This window comes from Streptomyces sp. NPDC056479 (genome assembly GCF_042795335.1).
Lineage (GTDB): Bacteria > Actinomycetota > Actinomycetes > Streptomycetales > Streptomycetaceae > Streptomyces.
In genome coordinates this window covers 170,036-188,071 of sequence record NZ_JBHTRZ010000007.1, presented here as the reverse complement: position 1 = coordinate 188,071, position 18,036 = coordinate 170,036, and the positions used below count along the sequence as shown (strand labels likewise).

14 protein-coding genes are annotated in these 18,036 nt (G+C 70.3%); 8 read left to right on the top strand and 6 right to left on the bottom strand.

The window, feature by feature from the left end; translation table 11 throughout:
• The first annotated feature begins 48 nt into the window (after positions 1–48).
• Positions 49–1,494, top strand: coding sequence for a maltokinase (locus ACFQ6S_RS27180; protein WP_383414979.1), 1,446 nt, complete (start codon positions 49–51; stop codon positions 1,492–1,494).
• Positions 1,491–4,130: a 1,4-alpha-glucan branching enzyme gene (gene glgB, locus ACFQ6S_RS27175; protein WP_383414976.1), complete on the top strand. Its 2,640-nt coding sequence runs from the start codon at positions 1,491–1,493 to the stop codon at positions 4,128–4,130. The genes ACFQ6S_RS27180 and glgB overlap by 4 nt, the downstream gene beginning before the upstream one ends.
• Before the next feature lie 64 nt (positions 4,131–4,194).
• On the opposite strand, the gene ACFQ6S_RS27170 is transcribed toward glgB, so the two are convergent.
• The 5 genes from ACFQ6S_RS27170 to ACFQ6S_RS27150 all read right to left on the bottom strand — a co-directional run bounded on the left by ACFQ6S_RS27170 (position 4,195) and on the right by ACFQ6S_RS27150 (position 10,469).
• Positions 4,195–6,426: a HelD family protein gene (locus ACFQ6S_RS27170; RefSeq protein WP_383414973.1), complete on the bottom strand. Its 2,232-nt coding sequence runs from the start codon at positions 6,424–6,426 to the stop codon at positions 4,195–4,197.
• Positions 6,427–6,603: 177 nt separating this feature from the next.
• The gene (locus tag ACFQ6S_RS27165; RefSeq protein WP_383414971.1) at positions 6,604–6,918 is read right to left on the bottom strand and encodes a thioredoxin family protein; all 315 of its coding nucleotides are present in this window, start codon (positions 6,916–6,918) and stop codon (positions 6,604–6,606) included.
• Between the two features lie 14 nt (positions 6,919–6,932).
• Positions 6,933–7,319: a MerR family transcriptional regulator gene (locus ACFQ6S_RS27160; protein ID WP_383414968.1), complete on the bottom strand. Its 387-nt coding sequence runs from the start codon at positions 7,317–7,319 to the stop codon at positions 6,933–6,935.
• Positions 7,320–7,348: 29 nt separating this feature from the next.
• Positions 7,349–8,746, bottom strand: a complete 1,398-nt coding sequence (locus ACFQ6S_RS27155; protein ID WP_383414965.1) for an AAA family ATPase — start codon at positions 8,744–8,746, stop codon at positions 7,349–7,351.
• A gap of 337 nt (positions 8,747–9,083) precedes the next feature.
• Positions 9,084–10,469: a cation:dicarboxylate symporter family transporter gene (locus ACFQ6S_RS27150; protein ID WP_383414962.1), complete on the bottom strand. Its 1,386-nt coding sequence runs from the start codon at positions 10,467–10,469 to the stop codon at positions 9,084–9,086.
• A 200-nt stretch (positions 10,470–10,669) separates the two neighbouring features.
• Between ACFQ6S_RS27150 and ACFQ6S_RS27145 the strand changes: the two genes are divergently transcribed.
• The 5 genes from ACFQ6S_RS27145 to ACFQ6S_RS27125 all read left to right on the top strand — a co-directional run bounded on the left by ACFQ6S_RS27145 (position 10,670) and on the right by ACFQ6S_RS27125 (position 16,635).
• Entirely contained in the window at positions 10,670–12,550 is a 1,881-nt protein-coding gene (locus ACFQ6S_RS27145) for an ATP-binding protein (protein WP_383414959.1), read from the top strand.
• Positions 12,551–12,552: 2 nt separating this feature from the next.
• Entirely contained in the window at positions 12,553–13,251 is a 699-nt protein-coding gene (locus ACFQ6S_RS27140) for a response regulator (RefSeq protein ID WP_383415859.1), read from the top strand.
• A gap of 159 nt (positions 13,252–13,410) precedes the next feature.
• A complete protein-coding gene (locus tag ACFQ6S_RS27135) occupies positions 13,411–14,784 on the top strand; it encodes an extracellular solute-binding protein (protein WP_383414956.1) in 1,374 nt (457 codons plus the stop codon).
• 49 nt (positions 14,785–14,833) lie between these two features.
• On the top strand, positions 14,834–15,790 hold the full coding sequence (locus tag ACFQ6S_RS27130) for a carbohydrate ABC transporter permease (protein ID WP_383414954.1): 957 nt from the start codon (positions 14,834–14,836) through the stop codon (positions 15,788–15,790).
• A 5-nt stretch (positions 15,791–15,795) separates the two neighbouring features.
• Positions 15,796–16,635 (top strand): carbohydrate ABC transporter permease, encoded by an 840-nt coding sequence (locus ACFQ6S_RS27125; RefSeq protein WP_383414951.1) that lies wholly within the window; start codon positions 15,796–15,798, stop codon positions 16,633–16,635.
• Here the strand turns inward: ACFQ6S_RS27125 and ACFQ6S_RS27120 are convergent.
• Positions 16,625–17,071 (bottom strand): PPOX class F420-dependent oxidoreductase, encoded by a 447-nt coding sequence (locus tag ACFQ6S_RS27120; RefSeq protein ID WP_383414948.1) that lies wholly within the window; start codon positions 17,069–17,071, stop codon positions 16,625–16,627. The two genes, ACFQ6S_RS27125 and ACFQ6S_RS27120, sit on opposite strands and share 11 nt — an antisense overlap.
• 177 nt (positions 17,072–17,248) lie before the next feature.
• Between ACFQ6S_RS27120 and ACFQ6S_RS27115 the strand changes: the two genes are divergently transcribed.
• On the top strand, positions 17,249–17,995 hold the full coding sequence (locus ACFQ6S_RS27115) for a helix-turn-helix domain-containing protein (RefSeq protein ID WP_383414945.1): 747 nt from the start codon (positions 17,249–17,251) through the stop codon (positions 17,993–17,995).
• Positions 17,996–18,036 lie beyond the last annotated feature (41 nt).

The window sequence follows — 18,036 nt, the reverse complement described above, 5'->3', positions numbered from 1 at the left end:
GGCACGCAGAAGTAACACCCCGACCCCCCGGGGAAAGGACGCGACGCCATGTCGGAAGCCGTCACCCGTACCGTCACCATCCCGCCCGGCCTCCTTGCGTCACTGGATCCACTGCTGCGGGAGTGGCTGCCACGGCAGCGCTGGTTCGCGGGCAAGGGACGTCCGGTCACCGGATTCACGTTGGTCGCGGCCACCGAGCTGCTGCCGCCCGGCGGCAAACTGGGCCTGTACCACCTGCTGGTGCGCGCCCATCAGCCCGTCGCCCCCGTGCCGGGCGCCCCCGAGCAGCCCGCCGACTGCTACCAACTCGTCATAGGCGAGCGCGAGGCGCTGCCGCCGCGGCTGGCGCCCGCGCTGATCGGACACGTGGCCGAGGGCCCGCTCACCGGACGCACGGTGTACGACGCCCTCTACGACCCCCGTCCCGCCGATCTGCTCCTCGAGGCCCTGCGCACCGGGGCCCGCATCGGCGCGCTGCGCTTCGAACGGGACGGGAGCCAGGAGATCCGGTCCGCTCTGGTGCCGCGCCTGGTCACCTCCGAGCAGTCGAACTCGTCGGTCGTCTACGGCGATACGTTCATCCTGAAGCTGTTGCGCCGCGTCGTGCCCGGCGTCAATCCCGACCTGGAGCTGCCACTGGCGCTGGCCGGCGAGGGCTGCGACCGGGTACCCGCGCCGACGGCGTGGTTCCGGGCCGAGCTGGGCGGCGAGTCGTATGTCCTCGGCGTGCTCCAGCCCTTCGTGCAGGGCGCGGCGGACGGCTGGGAGCTGGCGCTGCGCGAGCTGGCCAAGGGCGAGGACTTCGCCGCCGAGGCGCGGGCACTGGGGCGCGCGACCGCCGAGGTGCACATGGCGCTGGCGCGTACGCTGCCTACCGTGAGCCTGGGCCACACGCAGGTGCAGCAGCTGGTCGACGGCATGGTCGAGCGGCTCGACGCGGCCGCCCAGGCGGTGCCCGCGCTACGGCCGTACGCGCCCGGTCTGCGCTCCGCCTTCGAGGCGCTGGCCGAACTCGCCGCCGAGGGCTGCACCTGGACCGCCCAGCGCATCCACGGCGACCTGCACCTCGGGCAGTGCCTGCGCTCGCCCGGCGGCCGGTGGTGGCTGATCGACTTCGAGGGCGAGCCGTCGAAGCCGCTGGCCGAGCGGCGGATGCCACAGCCGCCGGTACGGGACGTCGCCGGGATGCTCCGCTCCTTCGACTACGCCGCCCATTCCGCCGAACTGCCGCTGCCGGGCTGGGCCGAGGCCTGCCGGGCCGCGTACTGCACCGGCTACGCGCAGGTCAGCGGCTCCGATCCGCGGACCGAACCGGTGCTGTTGCGTGCGTACGAGACCGACAAGGCGATCTACGAGGTCGTCTACGAAGCCCGGCACCGCCCGGACTGGCTCCCGGTACCGATGTCCGCGATACACCGCCTCGCCAGCGACGCCGGCACACCCACTTCCTCCACTCCCCCCGCTCCACCTTCGCCTAGGAGGCCCCGCCCGTGACGCCCCGCACCACTCCCTCCAGCGGTTCGGAACCCGAGAACACGGCCGAGCAGTCGGTCCAGAAGACGAGCGTCGCCAAAAGGGCGACGACCAAGGCCGCGGAGGCCGCGGAGGCCGTGAAGAAGGGGACGGCGAAGAAGGCGACGGCGAAGGCGGCCGGAAAGAAGAAGGCTGCCACGAAGAAGACTGCCGAGAAGAAGGCCCCTGCGAAGAAGGTCCCGGCAAAGAAGGCATCCGCCGAGAAGACAGTCACGAAGAAGGCCACAGCGAAGACCGCGGTGGCCAAGGCCACGGCGTCGAAGGGCACGGCTTCCAAGGGCCCGGCGTCGAAGAGCACCGCGACCAAGAAGGCCGCCGCCAAGAAGATTCCTGCGCAGAAGGCGGCGCAGAAGAAGATCCCGGCACAGAAGGCGGTCCCGAAGCCGGACCGGCCCATGGAGGTCGCCGTCTCCCCGGCCCTGGACGCCGGCGAGCGCGACCGGTTCCTGTCCGGCACCCACCACGACCCGCATTCCGTCCTCGGCGCACATCCGGTCCCCGGCGGCGTCGCCTTCCGGGCCTTCCGGCCGTACGCCCTGTCGGTGACCGTCGTCGCCGGCAGCCTGCGGGCCGAACTGCACGACGACGGGGACGGCTTCTTCTCGGGACTGCTGCCGCTGCGGGAGGTGCCGGCGGGTTACCGGCTCCTGGTGGCGTACGAGGGGTCGGTCCAGGAGACCGAGGACGCCTACCGTTTCCTGCCCGCGTTGGGCGAGCTCGATCTGCATCTGATCGGCGAGGGGCGGCACGAGGAGCTGTGGCGGGCGCTCGGTGCCGAGCCGATGACGCACCAGGGCGTGACCGGCACCCGGTTCACGGTGTGGGCGCCGAACGCCCGGGGTGTGTCCCTGGCCGGCACCTTCAACTTCTGGGACGGCACCGGGTATCCGATGCGCTCGCTCGGCGGCACCGGCGTCTGGGAGCTGTTCGTGCCCGACATCGGCGAGGGCGAGCTGTACAAGTTCGAGATCACCCGGCCGGACGGTTCGAAGACGCTGCGCGCGGATCCGCTGGCCCGCCGGACCGAGGCCCCGCCCAACACGTCCTCCGTCGTGTACGCCTCGCAGCACGAGTGGGGCGACGCGCAGTGGCTGGAGCGGCGCACGTCGGTGCCGGCCCATGAGGCGCCGTTCTCGGTCTACGAGGTCCATCTGGCGTCCTGGCGCCCCGGGCTGACGTACCGCCAACTGGCCGAGCAGCTCCCGGCGTACGTGAAGGACCTGGGCTTCACGCATGTCGAGCTGATGCCGGTCGCCGAGCATCCCTTCGGCGGCTCGTGGGGCTACCAGGTCACCGGCTTCTACGCGCCCACGGCCCGGCTCGGCACGCCGGACGACTTCAAGTACCTGGTCGACGCCCTGCACCAGGCCGGGATCGGCGTGCTGATGGACTGGGTGCCGGCGCACTTCCCGCGCGACGACTGGGCGCTGGCCGAGTTCGACGGGCGTCCGCTGTACGAGCACGAGGATCCGCTGCGGTCCGCGCACCCCGACTGGGGCACGCTGGAGTTCGACTTCGGCCGGCGCGAGGTGCGCAACTTCCTTGTCGCCAACGCCCTTTACTGGTGCGAGGAGTTCCATATCGACGGGCTGCGGGTGGACGCGGTGGCGTCCATGCTGTACCTGGACTACTCGCGCGAGCCGGGGCAGTGGGTGCCGAACGAGCACGGCGGGCGGGAGAACCTGGACGCGGTGGCGTTCCTCCAGGAGATGAACGCCACCGTGTACCGCAGGGTGCCGGGGGTCGTGACGATCGCGGAGGAGTCCACGGCCTGGGACGGCGTGACGCGCCCGACGCATGTGGCGGGCCCCGGCGGCTTCGGCGGGCTGGGCTTCGGGCTGAAGTGGAACATGGGCTGGATGCACGACTCGCTGGAGTACATGGCCAAGGAGCCGGTGCACCGCAAGTACCACCACAACGAGATGACGTTCTCGATGGTGTACGCGTACAGCGAGAACTACGTCCTGCCCATCTCGCATGACGAGGTGGTGCACGGCAAGCGCTCACTGGTGTCGAAGATGCCGGGCGACTGGTGGCAGCAGCGCGCCGATCACCGGGCGTATCTCGGCTTCATGTGGGCCCATCCCGGCAAGCAACTGCTCTTCATGGGGCAGGAGTTCGCGCAGGGCGCCGAGTGGTCGGAGGCGCACGGGCCGGACTGGTGGCTGCTGGATCCGGCGTACGGGGCGGAGCCCGACCACCGCGGGGTGCGGGACCTGATCCGCGATCTGAACACGGTCTACCGCCACACGCCGGCCCTGTGGCAGCGCGACACCGATCCGTCCGGCTTCCAGTGGGTCGTCGGCGACGCGGCGGACGACAACGTCTTCGCCTTCCTGCGCCACGACGCGGAGGGCGCTCCGCTGCTGGCGGTGTCGAATCTGTCGCCGGTGGTCCGGCACGACTACCGGCTCGGGGTGCCGGAGGACGTCCCTGCCTGGTACGAGGCGTTGAACACCGACGCGGCGAGGTACGGGGGCGGCGACGTCACGAACCCCGACGCGATCAAGCCGGAGCCGCAGAGCTGGCACGGCCGCCCGGCGAGCATCCGGCTGACGCTGCCACCGCTGGCGACGGTCTGGCTACGCCCCGCCTAGCGGGGAGGAACTGCGCGACCAGCCGCCGACGGCGGTTGGTCGCGCAGTCCGCCCGGCACCCACGTCACCCCGACAGCGGTGAACCCTCGGCCAGGCCCCGCGGCAGCCGGCCCGTGTGCAGCACCCCCAACCGCTGAGTGGCGCGGGTCAGCGCCACGTACAGGTCGCTCGTGCCGTACAGCCCCGGCTCCACCACCAGCACCGAGTCGAACTCCAGGCCCTTGGACTGCCGCGGGTCGAGGAGTACGACGGTCTGCGTGAGGTCGGGCTCCGCGCCGGCCGTCACCCCGTCCAGGCGGGCCGCCAGCCTGCGGTGCAGGTGGCGCGGTGCGATGACGGCGAGACGGCCCTCGGTGGGGGTCAGTTCCCCGACCGCCTTGGCGACGGCGTCCGGCAGGTCGTCGGTCGCGCGGACCCAGGGCCGTACCCCGGTCGAGCGCACCGAGCTCGGCGGCTCGAAGTCCGGGTTCTCCGCCCGTACGACCCCCGCCGCCAGCTCCATGATCTCGACCGGCGTGCGGTAGTTGACGCCCAGGCGGGTGTGCTCCCAGCGGTCCTCGACGTACGGCTGAAGGATCTTTCCCCACGAGCCGACGCCCGCCGCCTCCGCCGTCTGGGCCGGATCGCCCACCAGCGTCATCGAGCGGGTCGGGCTGCGCCGCATGAGCAGCCGCCAGGCCATCGGCGACAGCTCCTGCGCCTCGTCGACGATGATGTGCCCGAACGCCCAGGTCCGGTCGGCCGCCGCCCGCTCGGCCGCGCTGCGGTGGTCGTCCTCCTCCTGGCGCTCGGCGAAGCGCTCGGCGTCGATGATGTCGTGCGCGGAGAGGATCTCGCTGTCCTCGTCCTGCTTGTCGTCGAACTCGTAGGTACGCGAGGCGTACGACACGTCCAGCACGCCCTGCGCGTACGCGACCTGGGTCTCCCGCTCGTGCTCCGCACGCGCCCGCGCCAGCCGGTCGTCCTCGCCGAGCAGTTCGGCGGCCTCGTCCAGCAGCGGTACGTCCGCCACGGTCCACTGTCGCGTCACGGGCCGGCGGATGGCGGCGGCGTCCTCGTCGGACAGATGGCCGACGGGGTCGGCGAGGAAGTCGGCGACCAGGCGCTGCGGGGTCAGCCGCGGCCACAACTGGTCGATGGCCGCCCAGACTTCGGGGTTCCCGGCGATCTCGTCGCGGATCTGGGTGACATCGCTCGCGTCGAGGAGGCTGCTGCCGTCGAACGGGTCGGTGCCGACACGCTCCGCGTACAGCTCGGTGAGCGTGTTGAGGATGTGCCCCTCGAAGTGCTCGCGCGCCGCGTTGTGCTGGAGCTTCGCGGCCCGGGTGCGCTCGCGGGCGACCCGTACGAGATCGTCGTCGAGCATCAGTATCTCGCGGTCGTGCTCGATCGCGATCACCGGATCGGGCAGCGCCTGCCAGTCGCGTACGACTTCGGCGAGCACGTCGGCCATGTCGGCCCGCCCCTTCACCGCGGCCGCAGCGCGCGTGTCGCTCGCCGTCGCCCGCACACCGGGGAACAGCTCGCCGACCGTGGCCAGCAGCACGCCCGTCTCGCCGAGCGAGGGCAGGACCTCGCCGATGTAGCCGAGGAAGGCGGGATTGGGGCCGACGATCAGGACCGCGCGCCGGGCGAGCAGTTCGCGGTGTTCGTAGAGAAGGTACGCGGCGCGGTGCAGGGCGACCGCCGTCTTGCCGGTGCCCGGACCGCCCTCCACCACCAGCACCCCGCGGTGCGGCGCCCGGATGATCTCGTCCTGCTCGGCCTGGATGGTCTGCACGATGTCGCTCATCCGGCCCGTGCGCGCGGAGTTCAGCGCGGAGAGCAGCACGGCGTCACCGGTCGGGTCCTCGTGGCCGGTCCGCTCCTGGTCCCCGAGGTCGAGGATCTCGTCGTGCAGGTCGGTGACCGTACGGCCGCTGGTGGTGATGTGCCGCCTGCGCCTGAGCCCCATCGGGGTGTGACCGGTGGCCAGGTAGAAGGGGCGGGCGACATCGGCGCGCCAGTCGATCAGGATCGGCGTGCGCTCGGCGTCCTCGGTGCGCAGACCGATCCGGCCGATGTGGTGGCTGACACCGGAGGCGAGGTCGATCCGGCCGAAGCACAGCGACCCGTCCACGGCGTTCAGCGCGGCGAGCAGCCCCGCGCGCTCGGCGACCAGGATGTCCCGCTCCAGCCGGGCCTGCATGGGCGTGTTGCCCTGGGCGAGCGCATCCGTCACGGAGGTCTCGGTGTCACCGCGCAGCGCGTCCACGCGTACGTACAAGCCGTCGATGAATTCCTGCTCGCGACGCAATTCATCGTCTTGAAATTCGGTGTTTGACAATTCCGCTCCCGCCCGGATATACTGTGCTCACTGAACTTCTTCGCGACTCAATCCTCTTGAAGTCACGAACCATTGAATATACGCAAAGAAATCCCCCGAGCGCAATTGCTCGAGGGATTTTTCTGTATTCCGGAGAGACCGGCCGGATCAGAGCACGTCGGACAGTTCCTCCAGCAGCCGCCGCTTGGGCCGCGCCCCCACCATCGCCTTCACGGGCTCACCGCCCCGGAAGACCATGAAGGTCGGCATCGACAGCACCTTGTAGGCGTTCGTGGTCAGCGGGTTGGTGTCCACGTCCAGCTGCACCACCTTCAGCCGCTCCCCCTCCTCCGCCGCCAGGGCACTGAGCACCGGCCCCATCTGCCGGCACGGCGGGCACCAGTCGGCGGTGAACTCCACCAGCACCGGCAGCTCCGCTCCGATCACCTCCGCCTCGAAGTCCGTGTCCGTCACCTCGGTCACGCCTGCCGCCTTGATCACAAGTCCTGCCCTCCCAGTTCGCACAGTGGTGGTTCCCCTTCGGCCGCCGCCAGCCGCAGGCCGATCTTGGCCCGTACGGCCTGCAGCTCGCCGATCAGCGCGTCGAGCTCGTCCAGCTTGCGCCGGTAGACCGCGAGCGAGGCGGGACAGGTGTCGCCCTCCGGGTGCCCGGCCCGCAGACAGTCCACGAAGGGCCGGGTCTCCTCCAGGTCGAACCCGAAGTCCTGCAACGTCCTGATCTGCCGCAGCAGCTTCAGGTCGTCCTCGTCGTACGTCCGGTACCCGTTGCCGCTGCGCCGCGCGGGCAGCAGCCCCCGCGACTCGTAGTAGCGCAACGTGCGCGTCGTGGTCCCGGCCCGTGCGGCCAGCTCGCCGATTCGCATGTGTACGAACGTAAGCCTTGACGCCGACGTCAGGGCAAGCGTCCCGGGTCCGGTGCCTCGGAGTCCCGTACGCCCAGCAGGCGGCGGGTGAGGCGGTCCTGGTCGGAGAGGAGTTCGTCGAGGGCGGCGCGGACGTCGTCCGGCCGGGTGCGCGGGGACTCGTGCTCGGCCGCGATCAGTACGGAGCGCCGTACCAGCTCCTTGGTGAACGAGGCCGTCGTGCCCTCCGTACGGGTCACCACCTCGTCCGCGATCTCCTTGCCGAGGCCGAGGCCGGAGCCGTAGAGGTCGAGAAGGCGGGCGCGGCCCTCGGCGTCGGGCAGCGGGATCTCCAGGGCGAGGTCGACGCGGCCGGGGCGCTGGATCAGGGCCGGCTCCAGCAGGTCGGCACGGTTGGTGGTGAGGAGGAAGGCGACGTCGGCGTCGTCGCCGAGGCCGTCCATCTCATTGAGGACCTGGAAGAGCAGGGGCTGGTCGCCACCGCCGTAGTCACGGGCCTCGGCGATCAGGTCGCAGTCCTCCAGGACGACGAGCGCCGGCTGGAGCATCCGGGCCAGGGCGCAGGCGGGGGCGATGGCGGAGATGCCGGTGCCGGCCAGGATCACCACCGTGAACTGCGGGAGGCGGGAGAGCAGATAGCGGATCGTGTGGGTCTTGCCGGTGCCGGGCGGGCCGTAGAGCAGCAGTCCCCGGCGCAGGTGCTGGCCCGCCGCGCGCAGCTGCTCACGGCGTCGGGCGACGCCCATGACCTGGCGTTCCAGGCGTTCGAGCAGGCCGGTGGGCAGCACGATGTCGTCGCGGGTGAGCTCGGGCCTGCGGTGGAAGCGGAACGGGCCGAGACCGCGCCCGAACTCAGAGCCCTCGAAGGACAGGACCTGGCCGCGGAAGACGTTGTGCTCGCGTACGAGGGTGTCGAGCCCGGCGAGCAGAGCGTCCGCGAACTCCTTGTCCCGCGCGAGGACTTCGACCTCCACCTTGTTGCGTCCGTACTCGTCCTGCGGTCCGCGCAGCAGCACCGCGAAGCGTTCGTCGCCGTCCCGGCCGAGGTAGAACCCGCAGGAGACACAGGCCAGTTCGACATCGGGCGCGACGGGGAGGTGGGCGTAGTCGACGGCGCCGATCACGAAACGGTCGTAGCGGTCGGCCGCGTCGAGGATGTCGCCGAGGGTCAGATCGCCGTGGTGCTGGGCGCCGCGCAGCCCGATCAGCTCGAAGGAGCGGGCGGGGTCGGCGCCGAACCAGCGCTCCAGGGCGAGGTGGACGTTGGGCAGGTCGTAGGGCGCGTAGGCCGCCTTGACCACCGGTCGGTCGCTGGGGGTGGAGCCGAGGTGGGCCATCAGCCGTGTGCTGAGGTTACGGCCGTCCTCCTGGTCCTTGCGCGACGCGCGGGCGACCGCCGTCAGGAACTCGTAGAAGAGATCGTTCACTTGGTCGATCGAGACGGCGGATGTATCCCGGTCCTGCGTGGGGGGTGATGCTTCGCGCTCGCGTGCGAGGGGTGACGCCTCTTCCGCCATGCCCGCCTCCTGGTGGTCAGCCCGGATCAGGGCCTCCAGCGTGCGGCTCGGCGACCGGCGGGTCAAAGGATTTTGGGCGGCCGGGGGCGAACGGTCCGTGGCCGGGGGTGACCGGGCGGCTGAGAGACGGGGGAGCAACTCAGCCGCCCGGAGCGGGATGGCCGGACGCCCGGCCCCGGTTCAGGCGGGGCCGGACATCCGGAGCGGGTGGGGGCCGAAGGTTCCTTCGGCCCTCCCGGAGGCGCGCTCAGGCCTTGGCGAGTTCCTTCTCCCCGCCCTGCTCCGGCACCTCGGCCGGCGCCGCGGCGTGGTCGTCCAGGAGCGTCTTCTCGTCGAACGGGATCTCACCGGCGAGCACCTGGTCGACTCGCCCGCGGTCGATCTCCTTCGTCCAGGTGCCGATCAGCACCGTGGCGACGGCGTTGCCCGCGAAGTTCGTCAGTGCGCGGGCCTCGCTCATGAAGCGGTCGATGCCGACGATGAGACCGATGCCGTCCACCAGGGCGGGCTTGTGTGACTGGAGGCCGCCCGCGAGGGTGGCCAGACCCGCGCCCGTCACACCGGCCGCGCCCTTCGAGGCGACCAGCAGGAAGAGCAGCAGCGGGATCTGCTCGCCGATCGACATCGGCGTACCCATGGCGTCGGCGATGAACAGGGACGCCATGGTCATGTAGATCATGGTGCCGTCGAGGTTGAAGGAGTAGCCGGTCGGGACGGTGATGCCGACCACCGGCTTGCTGACACCCAGGTGCTCCATCTTCGCGATGAGGCGCGGCAGCGCCGACTCGGAGGAGGAGGTCGACAGGATCAGCAGGAACTCACGGCCCAGGTACTTGAAGAACGTGAGGATGTTCAGGCCCGCGACGATCCGCAGCAGCGTGCCGAGCACGATGAAGACGAAGAGGAAGCAGGTGACGTAGAAGCCGAGCATCAGCACGGCGAGGCTCTTCAGCGCGTCCAGACCGGCGGAACCGGTGACGGCGGCGATGGCGCCGAAGGCACCGATCGGCGCGGCCCACATCACCATGGCGAGGATGCGGAAGACGAGCCGCTGGATGTGCTGCACACCGCGCAGGATCGGCTCCCCGGCCGAGCCCATGGCCTGGAGCGCGAAACCGGCGAGCAGCGCGACGAGCAGGGTCTGCAGGACCGACTCCGAGGTGAAGGCGGAGACGATCGTGGTCGGGATGATGCCGAGCAGGAACTCGGTGGTGTCCTTGGCCTCGGCATCGACCTGCGCGTGACCGGCGTCCTTGATCGCGTCGGTGACCGCGAGGCCGGTGCCCGGCTCCAGGATGTTGCCGACGACGAGGCCGATGGCGAGCGCGACCAGCGACATCGCGAGGAAGTAGACCAGCGCGATACCGCCGACGGCGCCTACCTTGGCCGCCTTCCGTACCGAGCCGATGCCCAGGACGATCGTGCAGAAGATGATCGGCGAGATCATCATCTTGATCAGCGCCACGAAGCCCGTACCGATGGGCTTCAGCTCGACCGCGAAGTCGGGGGCGGCGAGACCCACGGTGATACCGAGGGCGACCGCGATGATCACCGCGATGTAGAGGTAGTGCGTGCGGTCCCGTTTGGCGACGGGTGCGGCAGGTGCCGTATCGGGGGAACTGGCGGCGGCCACGGCTGCCCTCCTTGACGTCTTCGTCGGTTTTGTCACCGGCGTGCGGCTCACGTCCGGGGTGGGGGGGGTCACTGATCGGCTGCCGAGCCCCGGGGGACGGGGTCGTCTTTCAGCGATGCGGTGACTATCTCCCGCGGTGTGAGGGCGGTCACCCTTCCGTTCATTTAGTTCACAATCAGCCAGCGAGGCAGACTGACGACATGCGCATCCCCGCCCCGCGACCCCGCAGCCTGGCCGGCCAGCTCTTCGCCATGCAGGCCGTGCTGATAGCGGTGCTCGTCGCCGGGTACGCGATCTTCACCTACGTCAGCGACACCGGCCAGGCCGAGGACGCCGCCGGTCGTCAGGCCAAGGCGGTGGCGCAGTCGATCGCCGACGCGCCGTCCGTGCGGGAGGCGATCCGCACCGCGGACCCGACGGCCGAGCTCCAGCCGTACGCGCTGCGTGTCCAGCGGGACGCCGAGGTCGACTTCGTCACGATCATGAACCCCAAGGGCATCCGCTGGACGCACCCGGACGAGAACCAGATCGGCCAGCACTTCCGCGGGCACACCGCGCGGGCGTTGCGCGGGGAGCCCTTCACCGAGACGTACACCGGCACGCTGGGGCCGTCCGTGCGGGCGGTCGTGCCGATCTACGACGGGGGACGGGATCCGGCGCACATCGTGGGGATGGTCAGCGCCGGCATCCGGGTCGAGGCGATCAGCAAGCGGGTGCAGGACCAGCTGACGGCGCTGATCGGGGTGGCGGCCGGGGCACTGGCGCTGGGCGCGATCGGGACGTACGTCATCAACGCGCGCCTGCGGCGGCACACCCACGGCATGAACGCGGCCGAGCTGAGCCATATGCACGACTATCACCAGGCCGCGTTGCACGCGGTGCGTGAGGGGCTGCTGATGCTGGACGGGCAGTTCCGGGTGGCGCTGATCAACGACGGCGGGCGGGAGCTGCTCGGGGTGGCGGGTGACGTGGTGGGGCGGTCGGTCGCGGAGCTCGGGCTGCCCGCCCCGCTCACCGGGGCGCTGCTGGCGTCGGAGCCGAGGGTGGACGAGGTCCATCTGACGGCGGAACGCGTGCTGGTGGTGAACACGTCCCCGGTGTCCGGCGGCGAGCGGCGCGGCACGATGGTGACCCTTCGCGATGTGACCGAACTCCAGTCCCTGATGGGCGAGTTGGACTCCGAACGGGGCTTCACGCAGGCCCTGCGCTCGCAGGCGCACGAGGCGGCGAACCGGCTGCACACGGTGGTCTCGCTGATCGAGCTGGGCCGCGCCGAGGAGGCGGTGGAGTTCGCGACCGCCGAGCTGGAGCTGGCACAGGCGCTGACCGACCAGGTCGTGGCGGCGGTGAGCGAGCCGGTGCTGGCGGCACTCCTGCTGGGCAAGACGGCACAGGCCAACGAGCGGGGCGTGGAACTGGTCGTATCGGAGGACAGCCGGCTGGACGACGGCCTGCTGCCGGACTCCCTGCCCGCCCGGGACCTGGTGACCATACTGGGCAACCTGATCGACAACGCGGTGGACGCGGCGCAGGGAAGCGTGGGGGCACGGGTGACGGTGACGGCGTACGCCGAGAGCGAGGAACTGGTGCTACGGGTGTCCGACACCGGCACCGGTGTGGACCCCGCGCTCGCCGAGACGGTGTTCCAACGCGGCTTCTCCACGAAGCCGGCCGGGCCAGGGGGCCGGGGTCTGGGCCTGGCCCTCGTACGTCAGGCCGCGATCCGGCACCAAGGGGTGCTTTCGGTGACGGAGGCCGACGGGGGTGGGGCGGTGTTCGAGGTGCGGTTGCCGTTGGCGGAGGGGGCGGTTTCGGGGAGTGGGGCCGCTGCGGGGGGCCGGGTGCCTCCGACGGGCGGGGCCTCATCGGCAAGCGAGGCTGCCCCGGCGGACGGAACCACCCCGGCAGACGGACCCGCATCAACAAGCGGAGCCGCCCCACAAGGCAGCCCCACACCGGCAAGCACACCCGCCCCGCCAAGCGTCCCCGCCCCGGAAGGCCAAGCCCCCTCCCCCGGCGGCACGCCCCCGGCTCCCGGCGCCGTGTCCGACGGTGCGGTCGTTTCGAGAGGTGACGTATGACGATGGCGGGCGAGCCCGAGATTCGGGTTCTGGTCGTGGAGGACGACCCGGTCGCGGCGGACGCGCATGTGATGTACGTCGGGCGGGTGCCCGGGTTCGTCGCGGTCGGCAAGGCGCACACGGGCGCGGAGGCGCGGCGCGCGCTGGATCGCACGCCGGTGGATCTGCTGCTGCTCGACCTGCACCTGCCGGATGTGCACGGACTGCAACTGGCGCGGTCGCTCCGGGCGGCGGGACACCACGCGGATGTGATCGCGGTGACGTCGGCACGGGATCTGGCCGTGGTGCGCGAGGGCGTGTCGCTCGGCGTCGTGCAGTACGTACTGAAGCCCTTCACCTTCGCGACCCTCCGCGACCGCCTCGTGCGATACGCCGAATTCCACGCGGCGGTCGGCGAGGCGAGCGGACAGGACGAGGTGGACCGCGCCCTGGCGGCACTGCGGGCGCCGGGTCCTGCCGCCCTGCCGAAGGGGCTGAGCGCGCCGACGCTGGAGCGGGTGACCGAGGCGGTGCGGGACGTCAAGGAGGGGCTCACGGCGGCTGGGGTCGCCGAGGCCGTGGGAATCTCGCGGATCACGGCCCGGCGGTATCTGGAGCATCTGGTGGAGGCGGGGCGGGCCGAGCGGGCCCCGGTGTACGGGCAGGTCGGCAGGCCGGAGTTGGTGTATCGGTGGGTGCCGGGGGCAGGGATGGGCCGGTAGGAACGGCCGAACGCTCCACCACCTGGGCATCGTCCGGAACACCGACCACCGCCCGCCGAACGCCAATCCGCCGCACACGCATTGACCTGACTAGACCACTCCTCTTAGGTTCACCGGGCAGACAACCCCAGGCCACAACGCCGTAGGCCCCAGGAGGTCATGCCCGTGCGCCCCACCGCCACCCTCCCCACACTCCTCGCCCTCACCCTCGCCGCCGGCACTCTCACCGCGTGCGGTGGCGGCTCCGGCAGTGACCCGGACACCGTGAAGGTCTCCTTCAAACAGTCCACGGACAACTCCATCAAGGTGATGGACACCTACCTCGCGGACATCAAGAAGCAGTTCGAGAAGGCGAACCCCGGCAAGAAGGTCGAGTTCGTCCCGATCAAGGCCCCGGACTCGGAGTACTACACCAAGCTCCAGCAGATGCTCCGCTCCCCCAAGACCGCCCCGGACCTGGTCTACGAGGACACCTTCCTCATCAACTCGGACATCACCAGCGGGTACTTGAAGCCCCTCGACCCGTACCTCGCCAAGTGGCAGGACTGGAACCGGTTCATGGACACGGCGAAGGCCGCGGCCAAGGGCGAGGACGGCAAGACGTACGGCGTCCCGGACGGTACGGACACCCGGGGGCTGTGGTTCAACAAGGACGTCTTCAAGAAGGCCGGCCTGCCCGCCGACTGGCAGCCGAAGACCTGGAACGACGTCCTCGACGCCGCCCGCACCGTCAAGGACAAGGTCCCCGGCGCCATCCCGCTGAACGTCTACACGGGCAAACCCGTCGGCGAGGCCGCCACCATGCAGACCTTCGAGATGCTGCTCTACGGCACGAACGACGGCACGACCGACCCGCTGTACGACAAGTCGTCCAAGAAGTGGGTGGCCGGCAGCGAGGGCTTCAAGGACGCCCTCACCTTCGTCGAGACCGTCTACAAGGAGAAGCTCGGGCCGGACGTCTCCGATGCCCTCGATCCCAACGTCATGACCCGGGTCCGCGGCGAGTGGCTCCCGCAGGGCAAGCTCGCCATCGCCCTCGACGGCTCCTGGCTCCCGCAGGACTGGCTGGCCGGCAGCGGCCACGAGTGGCCCGAGTGGTCGGACGAGCTCGGTCTCGCCGCGATGCCCACGCAGAACGGCCAGGCCCCGGGCAAGGTGAGCATGTCCGGCGGCTGGACCTGGTCCATCCCGGCCAAGGCGGGCAACCCCGACCTGGCCTTCGAGTTCATCAAGACGATGCAGACGAAGGCGAACGCCCAGAAGTGGTACATCGCGAACTCCGGCATCGCGGTCCGCGAGGACGTCGCGGACGACCCGTCGTACACCGAGGCCCAGCCCGGCATCAAGTTCTTCACGGATCTCGTGGCCAGCACGCACTACCGCCCCGCCTTCCCGGCGTACCCGAAGGTCTCCACCGCCGTACAGGAGGCGATGGAGGGCGTGACGACGGGTGACATGTCGGTGGAGGACGCGGCCAAGGGGTACGACGAGGAGCTGAAGTCGGCGACGGACGACCAGGTGATCGAGAAGTGAGGGACGGCGAGGACCATCGAGAAGTGACGGACGCCGAGAGCAACCGCCCATGACCGCCGAAGCACCGCAAGCGGCGACGGGCCCGAGGGACGCCAAGTCCCCTTCGGGCCCGCCGGCTTCGAGTCCCCCGGCCCGCCCGTCGGCTCCGCTGCACCGCACGCTCGCCCGAGCCCTGCCCGTCTCCCCCGCCGTCGTCCTGCTCCTCCTCTTCCTGGCCGGGCCCATCGCCTACTGCGCCTGGATCGCCTTCACCGACCTCCAGCTCACCGGCCAGGCCGAGGAGTCGTTCGTCGGCTTCGACAACTTCCGTACGGCGTTCGGCGACGAGGCGTTCCTCAACGCGGTCTGGCTCACCCTCGTCTTCACCGTGGTCTCGGCCCTGGTCGGCCAGAACACCCTCGGCCTGGGTCTGGCCATGCTGATGCAGCGCTCCTCGAAGCCCGTCCGCACGTTCACCGGCGGCATCGTCATCACGGCATGGGTCCTGCCGGAGGTCGTCGCCGGGTTTCTGCTGTACGCCTTCTTCCGCCGCGAGGGGACCCTGAACGCCATCCTGGACTGGCTCCATCTCCCGTCCCAGAACTGGCTGTTCACCCTGCCGATCCTGGCGGTGTCGTTCGCGAACGTATGGCGGGGGACGGCCTTCTCGATGCTGGTCTACTCGGCGGCCCTGAACGAGATCCCCAAGGAGATCACCGAGGCGGCTCAGGTCGACGGCGCCGGTGGCTGGCGCCGCATGTGGCACATCACGCTCCCGATGATCCGCCGCTCCATCGGCACCAACCTCATGCTCATCACCCTGCAGACGCTGTCCGTCTTCGGCCTGATCTGGGTGATGACCAGGGGCGGGCCGGGCGGCAAGAGCCAGACGCTCCCGCTGTTCATGTACGAGGAGGCGTTCCAGAAAAGCATGATCGGCTACGGCACGGCGGTCGCGCTGCTGCTCCTGGTGGTGGGGTCACTGTTCTCGGTGGTCTATCTGCGTCTGCTGCGAACGGAGGTCTGACGCGCATGCCCCGGACTCTGACGAAGCGCAGGACCAGGCACCGTCTGGCCGCCGACGCCGGCCTCCTCGTGCTGGCCGCCGCGTTCGTGCTCCCGCTGGCGTGGGTGGTCCTCTCCGCGCTCGACCCGCACGCCAACCTCCAGGTGAAACTCCCGGACGGCCTCACACTGGACAATTTCGACGCGGTCCTGACCCCGGAGATCACCTTCACCCCGCTGCTCAACAGCCTGCTCCTGTGCGGCGGCGGAACGGCCCTGACGGTCGGGTGCGCGGCGCTCGCCGCCTACCCGCTGTCCCGCTTCCGCTCGCGCTTCAACCGCCCGTTCCTGCTGTCGGTCCTGTTCGCGACGAGCCTGCCGATCACGGCGATCATGGTGCCGGTGTACGCCCTGTTCGTACAGGTGAACCTGATCGACACCATGCAGGGCACGATCTTCTTCTTCGCCGCCTCCCAACTGCCGTTCGCCATCTGGCTGATGAAGAACTTCATGGACGGGGTGCCGAAGGAGCTGGAGGAGGCCGCCTGGACGGACGGGGCGTCGTCGCTCCAGTCGCTGGTGCGGATCGTGCTGCCCCTCATGGGACCCGGAGTCGCCGTCGTCACGGTCTTCTCCTTCGTGATGATGTGGGGCAACTTCTTCGTCCCGTTCATGCTCCTGCTCACCCCGGACCAGATGCCGGCCGCCGTCAGCATCAACGAGTTCTTCGGGAACCGGGGGATGGTGGCGTACGGCCAGCTGGCGGCGTTCTCGATCGTCTACTCGACACCGGTGATCCTGCTGTACGTGCTGATCGCCCGGCGGCTCGGTGGAGGATTCGCGCTGGGCGGGGCGGTCAAGGGGTGACGTCCGGCAGCACCCCCGCCCGGAACGCCTCCACGCCCACGACCCTGCGCACCCGTACCGGCTCGATCAGCAGCATCACCCGCCGCTCTCCGGGCAGCAGCCACGGATAGCGCTCCTGACCGATGTACTTCTGCGTGAGCCGGTCCATCGCCCGTTCCGCCGTCTCTCCCTCCACGAACCGGACGACCCGCCCCCGGATCTCGGCGCGGTCGTAGGGGTTCTCCGGGTCGTGGTGGGACAGCGAAACGTTGGGATTGAGCCGCAGGTTGTCGACCTTCACACGCCCCATGGAGGTGTTGACCATGACGTACTCGTCTTCGTTGTCCGCCCACATGGGCGAAACCTGCGGCAGCCCGTCCGGGCCGACGGTCGCCAGATGCCAGAAGTTCGGCGCCAGCAGACGCTCGCGAATATGCCCGTTGAGCTTGCCGTTCACCGTCGGTCACCGCCTTCCGGGGCCGCCACCGTGACGTCCCGCCGCCATCCTCGCCGTCACCCCCCGCGGTCGACAGACGATCTTCAGCCAGCGACGAACCCGTCAGTAGCCGTAGCTTCCTACAATCCGTGATCCTGGCCGAACAGACCGTAGTCACTGCACTCCGCCCGCCCTACGTTGTGGCGCGTGCACCGACCGCCAGCTCAACCGAACCAGCCACCCAACCGCTCCAGCAGCCGCAATCCGCCCACTCCCCCGTTCAATGCCCCCGCCGCCCGCCGGCTGCGCGCCGCGCTCAGCATGGGGCCCGAGCACGTCGCCTACGGCATGCGGACCTCGTACGGACTCCCCTACGTCACCGAGGACCTCGTCATCGCCTGGGAGCGCGAGCTCACCGCCCCCAACAGCAGCGAGCTCACCGCCCTCGCGGGTGTGCTGTGGTGCTCGCCGGGTGAACTGCTCGGCAAGCCGCGCACGCTGCGCGAGCACCGCATCGCCCGCGGCCTGGCACCCGAGGACGTGGCCCGTGCCGTCGGGCACGACGTCGTCGGGTATCTGCGCATGGAGGAGAACGACGACTGGCGCGGCACCGACCGCCAGTCCGCCTCACTCGCCGACGTCCTCGGTCTGACGCTCCCCGACTTCATCACCGTCACGGGCCGCGAGGCCCGGCTCGCCGAGCTGCTGCGCAGTGCGGTGACGACACGCTGGCAGGCGTATGTGCGCCCGGTCGGCAAGATCGCGCCCCTGGACCGGCGGCTGCTGGAGACCGCCCTCCAGGAACTGCACCGCAGCTACCAGGGGCAGATGACGGCCACGCTCAGCTGGGGCGGCGGCAGCGGTGACTCCAGCGCGGCCGGCCGGGAGTTCCTGGACCGGATCGTGGAGCAGTTCTGGCAGACCGTCCAGGGGAGCACCGGCTGAGCTCTTCCGCTGGGCGAAACCTGTGAGCGGAGGCGCGGCCC

Coding starts and splice junctions, on each gene's coding strand:
- ACFQ6S_RS27135 (WP_383414956.1), top strand. CDS start 13,411: ATGCCCGTGCGCCCCACCGCCACCCTCCCCACACTCCTCGCCCTCACC.
- ACFQ6S_RS27145 (WP_383414959.1), top strand. CDS start 10,670: ATGCGCATCCCCGCCCCGCGACCCCGCAGCCTGGCCGGCCAGCTCTTC.
- ACFQ6S_RS27125 (WP_383414951.1), top strand. CDS start 15,796: ATGCCCCGGACTCTGACGAAGCGCAGGACCAGGCACCGTCTGGCCGCC.
- ACFQ6S_RS27130 (WP_383414954.1), top strand. CDS start 14,834: ATGACCGCCGAAGCACCGCAAGCGGCGACGGGCCCGAGGGACGCCAAG.
- ACFQ6S_RS27140 (WP_383415859.1), top strand. CDS start 12,553: ATGGCGGGCGAGCCCGAGATTCGGGTTCTGGTCGTGGAGGACGACCCG.
- ACFQ6S_RS27160 (WP_383414968.1), bottom strand. CDS start 7,319: ATGCGAATCGGCGAGCTGGCCGCACGGGCCGGGACCACGACGCGCACG.
- ACFQ6S_RS27180 (WP_383414979.1), top strand. CDS start 49: ATGTCGGAAGCCGTCACCCGTACCGTCACCATCCCGCCCGGCCTCCTT.